Annotated in this window: 13 protein-coding genes; 2 read left to right on the top strand and 11 right to left on the bottom strand. The window is 42.7% G+C overall.

The window, feature by feature from the left end; all coding sequences use genetic code 11:
* Window positions 1-294: 294 nt before the first annotated feature.
* A complete protein-coding gene (locus ACUXV2_RS19555) occupies window positions 295-1,476 on the bottom strand; it encodes an MFS transporter (protein WP_446244814.1) in 1,182 nt (393 codons plus the stop codon).
* 81 nt (window positions 1,477-1,557) lie between these two features.
* On the opposite strand from ACUXV2_RS19555, the gene yeiL reads away from it, so the two are divergent.
* Window positions 1,558-2,229, top strand: a complete 672-nt coding sequence (yeiL, locus tag ACUXV2_RS19550) for a transcriptional regulator YeiL (RefSeq protein ID WP_446244813.1) — start codon at window positions 1,558-1,560, stop codon at window positions 2,227-2,229.
* Window positions 2,230-2,342: 113 nt separating this feature from the next.
* Here the strand turns inward: yeiL and ACUXV2_RS19545 are convergent, their stop codons facing one another.
* The 3 genes from ACUXV2_RS19545 to ACUXV2_RS19535 form a co-directional block, all read right to left on the bottom strand.
* Window positions 2,343-3,686 (bottom strand): YheC/YheD family endospore coat-associated protein, encoded by a 1,344-nt coding sequence (locus ACUXV2_RS19545; RefSeq protein WP_446244812.1) that lies wholly within the window; start codon window positions 3,684-3,686, stop codon window positions 2,343-2,345.
* A gap of 46 nt (window positions 3,687-3,732) precedes the next feature.
* Window positions 3,733-4,416: an aspartate/glutamate racemase family protein gene (locus ACUXV2_RS19540; protein ID WP_446244811.1), complete on the bottom strand. Its 684-nt coding sequence runs from the start codon at window positions 4,414-4,416 to the stop codon at window positions 3,733-3,735.
* A 214-nt stretch (window positions 4,417-4,630) separates the two neighbouring features.
* Entirely contained in the window at window positions 4,631-5,626 is a 996-nt protein-coding gene (locus ACUXV2_RS19535) for a tRNA dihydrouridine synthase (protein ID WP_446244810.1), read from the bottom strand.
* Window positions 5,627-5,929: 303 nt separating this feature from the next.
* Here ACUXV2_RS19535 and yiaA point away from each other — a divergent pair, with 303 nt between their 5' ends.
* A complete protein-coding gene (gene yiaA / locus ACUXV2_RS19530) occupies window positions 5,930-6,400 on the top strand; it encodes an inner membrane protein YiaA (RefSeq protein WP_446244809.1) in 471 nt (156 codons plus the stop codon).
* A gap of 48 nt (window positions 6,401-6,448) precedes the next feature.
* Here the strand turns inward: yiaA and ACUXV2_RS19525 are convergent, their stop codons facing one another.
* The 7 genes from ACUXV2_RS19525 to ACUXV2_RS19495 all read right to left on the bottom strand — a co-directional run bounded on the left by ACUXV2_RS19525 (window position 6,449) and on the right by ACUXV2_RS19495 (window position 11,758).
* Window positions 6,449-6,760, bottom strand: a complete 312-nt coding sequence (locus ACUXV2_RS19525) for a nucleotide pyrophosphohydrolase (RefSeq protein WP_446244808.1) — start codon at window positions 6,758-6,760, stop codon at window positions 6,449-6,451.
* Between the two features lie 37 nt (window positions 6,761-6,797).
* Entirely contained in the window at window positions 6,798-6,965 is a 168-nt protein-coding gene (locus ACUXV2_RS19520) for a hypothetical protein (protein WP_446244807.1), read from the bottom strand.
* Between the two features lie 197 nt (window positions 6,966-7,162).
* The gene (locus ACUXV2_RS19515; protein WP_446244806.1) at window positions 7,163-7,837 is read right to left on the bottom strand and encodes an ABC transporter ATP-binding protein; all 675 of its coding nucleotides are present in this window, start codon (window positions 7,835-7,837) and stop codon (window positions 7,163-7,165) included.
* Window position 7,838: 1 nt separating this feature from the next.
* Complete coding sequence (locus ACUXV2_RS19510) at window positions 7,839-8,873, bottom strand: ABC transporter permease (protein WP_446244805.1); 1,035 nt, start codon at window positions 8,871-8,873, stop codon at window positions 7,839-7,841.
* Between the two features lie 138 nt (window positions 8,874-9,011).
* Entirely contained in the window at window positions 9,012-10,400 is a 1,389-nt protein-coding gene (locus ACUXV2_RS19505; protein ID WP_446244804.1) for a sensor histidine kinase, read from the bottom strand.
* Window positions 10,397-11,074: a response regulator transcription factor gene (locus tag ACUXV2_RS19500; RefSeq protein ID WP_446244803.1), complete on the bottom strand. Its 678-nt coding sequence runs from the start codon at window positions 11,072-11,074 to the stop codon at window positions 10,397-10,399. The genes ACUXV2_RS19505 and ACUXV2_RS19500 overlap by 4 nt, the downstream gene beginning before the upstream one ends.
* Before the next feature lie 258 nt (window positions 11,075-11,332).
* Entirely contained in the window at window positions 11,333-11,758 is a 426-nt protein-coding gene (locus ACUXV2_RS19495) for an organic hydroperoxide resistance protein (protein WP_446244802.1), read from the bottom strand.
* Window positions 11,759-11,778 lie beyond the last annotated feature (20 nt).

The raw sequence follows: 11,778 nt of genomic DNA, 5'->3' as shown, positions 1-11,778 counted from the left end.
TAAGTGATTTAACCTAAGTAAACGCGAATCAATTTGTTAAATATCTGCAAATTGATTCGGGTTTTTAGTTTTTATTGTAAGTTAGATATTAGTTCTTTCCAGCGGTTGATTGGAGTGCAAGACGAAGACTCCTGCGGGAAGAGTAGCTAATGTGAGACCCCGCAGGAACGCAGTGACGAGGAGGCTCACGCGCTACCCGCGGAAAGCGAAGTCTTGCACGGAAATCAATAGCGGTATTTAGAGCCTCCTATAAAATGTTCGTCCCAGTCTCTTTTTTTAATCAAGACAAATATATTAACGCGCTTCAGCAGACAACAAAACATTCTTTTCCACTTCCAGCTTCCGATACCCAAGGGCAATGAACATCGCCGGCAGGCTGCAGGCAAGCATTCCGACGAAGGCGTATCTTGGCTCAATTTCATATAAGAACCCTCCGAATATCGTAAACACCGCCGTGCTCCAGCTAAGTGCAAAGGCAGAATACATGCCTTGGGCCTTTGGGATGTGTGTATGCGGAATGTTTGTTGTTAAGTATTTCATAAAAGCATAGTGCCCCATCGCAAACGAAAATGCATGCAGCGTCTGGGCGATGCAAAACACCACAACGTTAGGAAACGTAAACACCAATATCCACCGCAGTGAAGAGCCGGCTGCAGCCAGCGACAATAAAGTTCCGGGTGAGAATCGATTAAAGCGTTTATCAGCAATCGAAAAAAAGATGATTTCTGCAATGACGGCAACGTTAATGATGACACCGATGAGATAGATCGGTGCATGAATCTCCTGTAAAAAGATGTAGCCATAGTTGTAATAGGCAGCGTGGGCTGCTTGAAGAAGCACCACAATAATCAGGACTACCAGGAAATGTTTCGTCTTGAATAAATCAAAGATATTGACCTTTATGGATTGATTTACTTGCGGTTTCTTCGATAAAATCTCCGGGGCATTCGTTAAGCTAAGAGCGACAAAGCAGCTGATTCCAAGTAATAGTGCCCAAAAAATCACGTCATCACCAAACATCCCCGTAAAAACCGTTAACAGTATACCTACTGAGACAAATCCGATGGATCCCCACTGTCGGCTTTTCCCATAGTGCTTCAATTGCTTACTTTGCACAAGCACGCCGGCTACGCTGTCCAAGGCCGGCATTAAGGTTGGGTAAAAGATGTGCAGTATAACGGTTACGATTAGTAAGGCGGTAAACGAGTCAGCCGGGATATAGCTGAGAAGTGCCACCAGTGTACCAATTCCGGCTATGTTCAAGAGTACCTTATTACTGACCCTTTCCAGTAAATAAGGAAAGGCAAACAGTGTAGAAAGGCCCCTTGCTGCTAAGCCGATGCTCATAATGAAACTGGCTTCTGAAACCGTAATGCCTTTCGTTTGTATCATCCACCCTGACCAATAAGGCAGAAAGATTCCCCATGTCAGAAAAAAACTAAAGAAATGCGTGCTCATCCAACGTTGTGTATTCATTTGTATCCTCCTTATCAATCGCATGATATCATGAGAATAAAGAAGAATAATATGAGATATCTCATATTTTCGAGGTGGAAGATGGAAATTTATAAAGGTGAGAAAAAGCGGTTATATGTAGAAAAACACTCAATTGCCCATCGATTTTCTTTTCAGATTGAAGAATTTCTTGAAGTTCGGGAATATAAGCGGGATGAATGGATCATTCAAGAAGGAAAGAGACCTGATTACTTATTTTATGTAACAGAAGGAAAAGCAAAAATATATGTCACGCATCAAAATGGTAAAGTATCGCTTATTAACTTTATCAATGCGCATGATTATATAGGCGAGATGGAATTACTGAACGATGTGTACTATACAAAGGGAATTCAGGCATCCACAAAAACAGTCTGTTTTGCTTTGCCTTTTTCCAGGTACCGCACCAAACTGCTTGAAGACACAAAATTTCTTCGTGAATTAACAAAATTCTTGAGTCTGAAAGCAACGTTAATGGCAGCCAAGTATTCACAGAGCCTTGCTTTTCCGTTGGAAAACAGGCTTGCAGACTTTATTTTACAGACGTCCGATAAAGGAGTTTACCTGGAAAAGCACGTCATTGTTAGTGATTATTTAGGCGTCTCTTACCGACACCTGCTGCATGTACTGACACAGTTTTGTGAAAAGGGATATTTGCAAAAAGAAGGCAGGAATTATCGGATTAAAAAGCAGCATGCTTTATATGAGCTTGCCGAAGCGATTAAGAATAAATAAATTTTTATCTTTAGATACAAAAGGTGAACCTTACCATATAGTAAATGTCGTTTTATATATACAAAGAGTTAAAAGAGACTGTCTCTAAATAGTAGTGACAGTCTCTTTCAGCATTAACGCATTGATTTCATTTCAAACCCTGCCAGCGCCTTGGCATATTCAAATGGAGTTGGAAGTATATAGGGCAGGACCTGGCGTTCATCCATGGTTCTGTTCGCTTTCCTTTCTGCGGCATAATTTGGCTGCATTTCTAATACCCAAACCTTGCACTCATGATCCAAAATGAAATCAAAAGCAACATCACCGAGGTGTGCTTCTTCATCATTCTCCATAACGTTTAAAATTTTCATACATAATTGGGTGATTTCAACTATTTTTTGTTTCATTTGATCTTCATTCAAATGATATATTTCCTTAAGAGCTGCTTCTCCTGGAAGTACTTTCTCTCTGTTGCTTGAGTTTGAGATTACACTCCCAGTCTGTGCTACTTTCGTTTCCATGCCTGAATATGTCCAGTTTTTCGTTTCATCTTTTTGAAGGTACAGCCGGAAGTCGATTTTTTTCCCAGAGTGGGTAAAAGGGATTTCCTGTTGAATAATATATCTACTATTTTTCATTGTGCTTGAATGTAATTTCTCTTCCAACGTCTCTATTGATTTGATAAGAACCTTATCTCCAGTGTTAGCTGATAATATATATCCTTTATCCGCTTTTTTTATATGGAAAATTCCCCTGCCTCTGCTTAATGAAGTAGGTTTTAAAAAGACGGATTCATATTTTGTAAGCATGTAAACCAAACTTTCCAGCCCGTTATACTTTCTTGTAAAAGGTAAATGCTCTCGTATATAGGGGATCTTGGACATGTTGATCCAAAAAGAATATTTATTGTCATTGCGATATGGGTAGTTAAATATATTTTTACCTATATGTTCTTTAAAGTGTCTGTAAAGGTTTGGATTCATAGGAGATCGATTGTAGATGGCACAAGGGTAAGGAAAGGTTCCTTTAATGAATCTATTTGTTTTTGGTTCGTAATAATAGCCGGAAATGGTTTTAGTAGATTGATTAATCGTTTTACTATTAAAAATATAGATTAACCCTTTGATCTTGTCATAGTTTGAAAAACGCAACTTGGCGGTTTCTTTCTTAGGATTGAACCAAGGCGTTTCTAGAAAACCAATCACTGGACCTAAGAATAAATGATTTTTATCAAAAAAGGAATCATATGGAAGATCGGGAATGGATATATTTTCGTTCAAGCAGGATGAGATTTTAATCTGATTAAGTTTCAGATTATGATCGATTTCAATTGTTAGTTCTTTTTTGTAATTACCATAATTCAGTATGATTGACTTTGACTCAATGTTTAATCGTTTCAATGTTTCATCACTCAATTGAATAAAAAGTGGATCAAGCTCCTTATCAATATGGACTGAACAGATAAGCTGTTCTTTCATCGCTTATGCAGCTCCCTTGTATCTTGTCATTATTTTTAAATAGTAACTATGTTGCTTTTTGCACAGCCAATTTTGCTAGTAATAGAGTTGGATCGATCATCTTCATGTCTGCATTGAATAAATGAAACAATAATGGTATTTCAGTGCAGCCACCTATAATCACGGAAATTCCGATTTCTTTATAGACATGTAAGATCCTGTTAAGCTCTTTTACATACTGATTAGATGAAATCTTTCCCAATTTAACTTCTTTAATGGCGTTATCAATGATCCGTTGTTCTTCTTTCATAGGGATGATGATTTCATAAGGGGTATGATGAAATGCTTTTTGATATAATCGGTTATTTATCGTTGTTTCAGTAGCTAGTAAGAGGATTTTTTTATTGGGAAAGGCTTCTTCTTCTGAAAGTATTGATTCCACAGTGGTTTCAATTATGCTATAGAATGGTATGTGAATGACTGCTTTTATTTGTTCTAGCCATATATGTGCTGAGTTACAGGGCATAATAATGAAATCTGCACCTGCCTTTTCCAATAATATGGCAGATTTGATTAGCTCGGGTAATGGCTGTGATTGCTGCGTTCGAGGAGGGATTTTAGGGTTATTGTAGATAATAATGCGATGATGTTCCTGATCGCTTTGTACAGGAGTGTTTAAGATAATTTTATTGAATAAGTCCAAAGTTGCAGCTGGACCCATTCCCCCAAGGATTCCTATGGTTTTGGACATTTACTTCTCTCCTTAATGGAACGTAATGAATGATCATCCACATAGTAATAATATGTTTATAGTAGAGTTATAGTGTGGACGTTATCCCTTTTTATTGGATAGTGGCCACAGTATAAAAAATAGAGGCAAAAAAAGTTGTAAAATGACAAAAAAGAAGTCAGCCCCAGTAATCTAACACACACTGGGAACTGACTCCTTTTTATTAACAAGGGCTTTACTTAGTCACCGAAAACCCTTCATCTTCCTTCACTTCAGCTGCATACTCATCAAGCAGTGCACGAACTTCATCCGTCGTTTCTGTCTCCATCAAACGATTTCTCAGCTCGCTTGCTCCGCGGAATCCGCGAACGTAAATCTTGAAGAAGCGGCGGAGCGGTTTGAATGGGCGAGGCTCGAGTTCATCGTTGTACTGATCATGAAGATCCAGTTGCAGTCGTAGAAGGTCAAGGAGCTCCTCGCTCGTATGCTCTTTCTTTTCTTTTTCGAACGCGAATGGGTTATGGAAGATCCCGCGTCCGATCATGACGCCGTCGATACCGTATTTCTCGGCAAGTTCGAGTCCCTTTTCACGGTCAGGGATGTCGCCGTTGATCGTCAATAACGTATGAGGAGCGATTTCGTCACGGAGCTTCTTGATCTCGGGGATCAGCTCCCAGTGCGCATCGACTTCACTCATTTCCTTTCTTGTGCGAAGGTGGATGGACAGATTGACGATATCCTGTTCCAATAGGTGCTTCAGCCAGTCGTGCCATTCCTCTACTTTCGTATATCCTAGGCGCGTCTTCACGCTGACGGGAAGTCCTCCCGCTTTGGCTGCCTGGATCAGTTCCGCTGCGACTTCCGGACGGCGGATCAAGCCGGAGCCTTTTCCGTTCGCTGCGACGTTGTGAACAGGGCAGCCCATATTGATATCGATTCCCTTGAAGCCCATTTCCGCCATGCCGATACTCATTTGGCGGAAGTATTCAGGCTTGTCTCCCCATATATGGGCGACGATCGGCTGTTCATCTTCCGTGAACGTCAGACGCCCGCGTACACTGTCTTTTCCTTTCGGGTGACAGTAGCTTTCTGTATTTGTAAACTCTGTAAAAAACACGTCAGGTCTCGCCGCTTCACTCACGACATGACGAAACACGACATCGGTCACGGCTTCCATCGGTGCCAAAACAAAAAACGGCCGAGGCAACTCATGCCAAAAATTATTCTTCATAGTATATTAAACCCTTTCCTTCAGGGACACACGTTCCCAAAATTAAAAAGTGAAATGTCTAGTCTTATCCATTCCCCATGGGGACAGATTTCAACCAGTATATACTTTAATGGTTATTGGCGAAAAGTGCAAGGGTACCAGCCGTTCCGAGACTCCGTACTGCCCTTTTTTTATATAAATAATGCCTGTATATGAAGATTTCACGCAATAATCGCATACATAATCTGTAAAAAATTGCTATAATGATTCTTAGGGCAGCAGGGTAACGCCTGCATTTTAGATGACAGTAAAGGGGAGCGGTCGATGTCTGATTTCAATGAAAATCCGTTAATGAAGAACGATGATAAGAAACCGAAAATCAAAGTGGAGAGAAAAGAAGGGGAACCGACTGCTGCATTTAAAGGAGCAAGCTGGGCAGCTTTGGTAGTAGGTGTGTCGGCGTATCTGATCGGCCTGTTCAATGCCGGAATGGAACTGAATGAGAAAGGGTATTACTTCGCTGTACTAGTATTCGGATTGTACGCAGCGGTATCACTGCAAAAAGCGGTACGGGACAAGGAAGAGGATATCCCTGTTTCCGGGATTTACTACGGTCTCAGCTGGTTTGCCGTGATTGTCGCCATTTCTTTGATGGCAATCGGACTTTATAATGCCGGCAGTATCATCCTGAGTGAAAAAGGATTTTATGGGATGTCATTCGTTCTTAGTCTATTTGCGGCCATCACGATTCAGAAAAATATTCGTGATACGCAGGTGGCTAGGGATAGAGATTGATCGAAGAGGGCGGTGCTGGATGCAGTGCCGCCCTTTGGTTTTGTTCTTTTAAACCTTTTCTGTGACAGGATACTTCAGCGCATTCTGCACCATCTTCTCTTCAATGATCTCTTTCACGTCCAAATCAAGTTTGGAACAAAGCATCAATGAATAGATCAGGACATCCGCAATTTCTTCACGGATGTTATCTTCATTCTTTTGAAGGGCTTCTTCACTGCTGATCCATTGGAAGTCTTCCAGCAGTTCGGCCGCTTCGATGGAGATGGAAATGGCAAGGTCCTTTGGAGTTTGATAAGGTCCCCAGTTCCGGTCGTCTATGAATTGGTCGAGTTTGGTCATGAGGTCTTTGATTTCGCTCATAAAAAATTTCCCCTTTCTAATGTACCTACATATACTTTCACCTAAGAGAAATGGAAATGATGAATCCGACGGCTCCTGCAGAGATGAATAATAAGCCCAAAACAGAACTGATCTTGTTCTTGTTTTTCTTAATGAACAAGTAGTAGAGTCCACTTCCTATAATGAATAATGTTAATACAAGGCTTAGAACGTTAAATAATATCATTGAAAGCCACCCCCACAGCAATAACTATACACGGAATTAGCCATTTATTGCTAAAAATCTTCTTTCCTAAGACATTTAAGTTTATGAACCCCTTTAGTTCTGAGGATGATAAAAAAAGTAGTGTGCCAACGGAAAAAGCCTGTTTTCAGCAAAGTGAAAACAGGCTTTTCCTAGTCAATTTAATACTGACAATGTTACTATCCCACCAGCCCATCATTCATTTTCACGATATGATCGGCGTACGAAAGCATTTCTTCGTCGTGTGTGACCATCAGGGTGGTGATGTTCAGGGTTCTGGTCAACTCGCGGAGCAGTGTCATGACATCCCTGGATCGTTTGGAGTCGAGGCTTGCAGTGGGTTCGTCTGCAAAAAGGACCTGCGGTTTATGGATGATGGCACGCGCCAAGGCGACCCGTTGTTTTTCCCCTCCTGATAAGGAAGGGGGATAGGCGTGTCTTCTGTGATCCATTTCCACCAGCTTTAGGATGCGATCGATTTCATTTGATTGTTCGTGTTTTTTTAATGATGTTTCGGACGTTTTGAGCATGAATGATAATTGTTCTTCGACGGTGAGGAATGGGACCAGGTGGGCGAATTGAAAGATGAAGCCGAAGCTGCTCGCCCGAATGTTCCGGATTTGTTCTGATGTCATCGCCGTCAAATTCTGGCCGTCAAACACCACCTGTCCGGCCGATGCGGGCTGAAGGCCTGCGGCTATGGTCAGGAGTGTACTTTTCCCGGATCCCGATGCCCCCACGAGTGCGGTGATTTCACCTTGTTTCAGGGTGAGGTTGATTCCTTTCAGGATTTCTTCCTCTGTTTCCCCATTTTTGAATGTCTTTTTGACGTCTTTCAATGTGAATATGTCCATCTTAAACCTCTCCTTGTTGAATCGCTTGTAATGGTCCCACCTTTTTGATCTGGATCCCTGACAGCGTGGCGCCGATGAAGCCGATCATCAGAAAGACGAGCGACAATTGTATGGTCGCATCCGGTGTGAGACGGAAGGGCATCCCATCAGGTGCCAGTACAGTGAACAATCGGCTGCAGACGATGGCTGCAATAAGGGCGGATATGGTGATGACGAGCATCTGTGTCCAGATCATCTTAAAGAGTGTACTCGTTTTTACGCCAATTGCTTTCAAGATTCCATAGAGCCCTATTTTTTGAACGTTCATCATGTAGAAGAAGATGGCAAACAGCATTCCGCTGATGATGATTAAAAACCAGACCATCATGTTCAGTGACATTTGTTCTGCGCTATAGCTTGGGATCGTTTCAAAGAATTCTTTCTTGGAAAAAGAGCGCAGTCCGTCAAATTCAGTCGGGAGGTCACTCCCGGGTATGAATAGCAGCTGCATTTCTTCGGTACGAAATATGTCCTGGTAGTCCTCCCGATGAACATACGCTGCCGGTGCGTGACTGTATTTCTTCTGGTCGACGAAGTCTTTTACAACTAGTGTTCGATCGGATTGTGCCACGGTTAAGGTGTCTCCAACCTTGATCCCTTCTTCTTCCAAGGAACGATCCAGTATGACTTCACCACTTTCGATCCCTGAAAGGAGAGGTGAGCCCGAGGAGGTAACGAAGGCGGCACTTCGGCGGTTTCCGGAATCGTCGATCAAGAAGCTCATCTGTATAGAAAATGCCGAGGCATTCTTATTTTTGTTCAGTATTTCCTGCTGTACATTTGTATCAATTCTGGAGAATGCAAAGGTTTCTTCGGCATCCTCATCCATGTAAAAATGACCGTCTGGCAAATCAGTAATGAGGGAAGCATTATCTTGTGACAATCCATTCGCCAGACCGGAAATAATGAACGTAAGCAGACTGACCAGGAAGATGATCGAACCCAGAATGAGAAACCTGATTTTATTCCTTTTCATTTCCTTCCATGCAATGTTCATTTCACAGCCTCCATTTTCTTTATTGTCTATGCCCTTACTCTATATCCTGAATATGAACGGAAGATGAACAGCAGGTAACAAAAAAAGTGTTATGACGTTCCAAGGGCTTTTCCCTGGGAAGTCATAACACTATGTACGTCATACGGGTGGGAGTGGCAATTCCACGATGAATGCCGTCCCGTCCCTTTCTTTACTTTTGACAGTGATCTGTCCGCCATGCAGGCTGACAATGGTGGAGACAATCGACAATCCGAGCCCTGATCCTTCAATGGACCGGGAGCGGGCTGTATCCACCCGGTAAAAACGATCAAAGATTCTTTCCGTCTCACCGCTGTTCATTCCTATTCCAGTATCTTCGAAGAGGACGGAGAGGGTGTGTTCCTTTTTTTCCATGGTGATGTCAATACTGCCGTTGGGTTTATTATACTTGATGGCATTCGTCAACAAATTCTCCCAGACGGTGAGGAGCAATGCAGGGTCTCCTTTGAATTCAGTATCCGGCAAGGAGTACCCGATCATGATTCCGCGTTCGTTTACCTTCCACTGATAGTTTCGGATCAATTCTTTGAGCTGCTTTCCGACATTGAAGGATTGGACCTTCATCATTTCTTCGTTCCGGTCCAATGAGGCAAGAAGCAGCAGCTGTTTCGTCAAGGAGGATAGTCGATTGATCTCCCCATTGATGATCGCGATGTATTCCTTTTTGTCTTCAGGTTTTATCGACTCACTTTCCAATAGGCCTGTATATCCTTTTATATTGGAGAGAGGGGACTGGATGTCATGAGAAATGTTCGAGATGAATTCTCTCCTCATATCCTCCATCTGCTCCAATTTACGTGTCATCTGCGAGAAGCTTCGTGAAAGTACGCCCAATTCGTCTGAACGGTTCAAATCGATTCCTTCAACGTTGAATTGTCCCTTGGAAAGGGATTTGGTGGCTTTTGTAAGTGTTGAAATAGGCTTTACTAAGTATTTCGTGCCGAAAATGACGAAAAGGATGCTTAATAGAATCGTCAGCACAAGCAGCCAGCCGAATAAATAGTGCATCTCGTTGAACAGTAGTTTGATATCCGGTCGAAGGAAAAGGGCATACTTATTTCCGTCATGGGTCAAGGGCACGCCGATTGAATTTTCGACTTCATTGGCAAAAAAACCTGTGACAAACGTTTTTCTGGGGAATTGAAGGATGCCGTGATAAATCTTGCCGTTTAACACATGTTCCCTGACTGTCTCGGGGAGTGATGGATCGTTGAAAGTTGAGCCAAAGAACGTGTCGTTACCGGAGTTCCCCACCAGTAACAGCTGGTATCCGATGCCGGAGATGTTGTCCAGGTACTCTTCTAAATCAATCTCAGGGTGTTCGTTTGCATAGTCAGCGATTTTCAGTGCAATGGTGGTATTTTTCTGATCGTTATAGGGTTTTAATTTCTGTTGGTAATAAGCATTTGATAATAGGAAGGCGAGAATGCCGCTGATCACCATGATCCCGATCGTACTCAAAACAAATTTCACATAAAGGGACTTCATGACTTAGCCTCCAATAAATATCCGACACCGCGCACAGTTTTGATATGAAAGTCATCCGTCATCCCAGAAAAGCGTTCCCTCAATCTTTTCACGTGAACATCCACCGTCCGTTCATCCCCTTCATAGTCCAGCCCCCAGATCCGTTCAATGAGGTGCTCGCGGGAAAACACTTGCATGGGGTGTGCAGCCAGAAAATAGAGCAGTTCGAATTCCTTCAAAGGCAGAAGGATGGTCCTGTCCCCGACCTGGACTTCATAATTGCTTTTATTGATGGTCGTCCCCCTGAAACGAATGGACGAAGACTCAGGCTGTTTATCATAACGCCGCAGCAGTGCTTTTATTCGAAATAGCAATTCTTTCGGTTCAAAGGGCTTGACCAGATAATCGTCCGTACCGGACCTGTACCCTTCTTCTTTATCTTCGATCTGATCCTTTGCAGTCAGCAGGATGACCGGAATATCATGGTGCTGACGGATTTCCCTGGTCAATGCAAACCCATCCATGAACGGCATCATCACATCGACAATGGCTAAATCGCATGCCTCTCCATTAAGGATGCGCAGGGCCTCTGTCCCGTCCTTCGCCTGGAATACATGATACCCTTCCCGGGACAAGTTGATCGAGACCAGCTGGAGGATATTGATATCGTCGTCTACAATAAGGATCGAAGTCATTTGCTATTCTCCTTCTTCTCTTTCTGATTACCTTAAAAATACAATTAAACCCCTCTGATTTCAAACTCTTTATCAAATACTTGCTGCTGGCAGTTGACCGGAGAGTAATCAAGACAGGGAAAGAGGCACGGTTGTGGATCTTCTGCTTGTTTTTTGAAATCCCGCTATTTTCGTCATGTGAAGCCGTTATTGTAATAAAAGAAAACACAAAAACGGCCCAGAGATCATTCACCTCTGGACCGTTAATCTGTCCTGCTATTATAAAGAAGTTGTCTTATAGTCTACCTCGATGTTGCCACTTGTGGCTTTTGAATACGGGCAGACACCGTGTGCTTTTTCAACCAGCTGTTCCGCTTCATCAAGATCCACTCCTCCAACTGCAACGGATAGAACAACACCAAGTTTGAAACCTCCGTCAGCTGGATCTTTTCCAATGGACACTTCTGCCGTCACTTTAGATTCGATCTTTTTCCTTGATTGTCTTGCCACCAGGTTCAAAGCACTATCAAAGCAAGCGGCATAACCAGCTGCGAAAAGCTGCTCAGGGTTCGTCGCTCCTTCTGCTCCACTGCCGCCAAGGGCTTTCGGCATTGCTAATCCAAGATCCAATACACCGTCACTGCTTTTTACTTTACCTGCACGGCCGCCTTCTGCCGTAGCCTTTGCTGTATATAATGCATCCATTTCATAACACTCCTTGTAAA

The organism is Rossellomorea sp. NS-SX7 (assembly GCF_052828565.1).
This window is presented reverse-complemented; position numbering and strand designations above follow the sequence as displayed.

Bases quoted from the DNA above. Each gene is read 5' to 3' on its own strand.
- ACUXV2_RS19555 (WP_446244814.1), bottom strand. From the start codon at position 1,476: ATGAATACACAACGTTGGATGAGCACGCATTTCTTTAGTTTTTTTCTG.
- yeiL (WP_446244813.1), top strand. From the start codon at position 1,558: ATGGAAATTTATAAAGGTGAGAAAAAGCGGTTATATGTAGAAAAACAC.
- ACUXV2_RS19545 (WP_446244812.1), bottom strand. From the start codon at position 3,686: ATGAAAGAACAGCTTATCTGTTCAGTCCATATTGATAAGGAGCTTGAT.
- ACUXV2_RS19540 (WP_446244811.1), bottom strand. From the start codon at position 4,416: ATGTCCAAAACCATAGGAATCCTTGGGGGAATGGGTCCAGCTGCAACT.
- ACUXV2_RS19535 (WP_446244810.1), bottom strand. From the start codon at position 5,626: ATGAAGAATAATTTTTGGCATGAGTTGCCTCGGCCGTTTTTTGTTTTG.
- yiaA (WP_446244809.1), top strand. From the start codon at position 5,930: ATGTCTGATTTCAATGAAAATCCGTTAATGAAGAACGATGATAAGAAA.
- ACUXV2_RS19525 (WP_446244808.1), bottom strand. From the start codon at position 6,760: ATGAGCGAAATCAAAGACCTCATGACCAAACTCGACCAATTCATAGAC.
- ACUXV2_RS19520 (WP_446244807.1), bottom strand. From the start codon at position 6,965: ATGATATTATTTAACGTTCTAAGCCTTGTATTAACATTATTCATTATA.
- ACUXV2_RS19515 (WP_446244806.1), bottom strand. From the start codon at position 7,837: ATGGACATATTCACATTGAAAGACGTCAAAAAGACATTCAAAAATGGG.
- ACUXV2_RS19510 (WP_446244805.1), bottom strand. From the start codon at position 8,873: ATGAACATTGCATGGAAGGAAATGAAAAGGAATAAAATCAGGTTTCTC.
- ACUXV2_RS19505 (WP_446244804.1), bottom strand. From the start codon at position 10,400: ATGAAGTCCCTTTATGTGAAATTTGTTTTGAGTACGATCGGGATCATG.
- ACUXV2_RS19500 (WP_446244803.1), bottom strand. From the start codon at position 11,074: ATGACTTCGATCCTTATTGTAGACGACGATATCAATATCCTCCAGCTG.
- ACUXV2_RS19495 (WP_446244802.1), bottom strand. From the start codon at position 11,758: ATGGATGCATTATATACAGCAAAGGCTACGGCAGAAGGCGGCCGTGCA.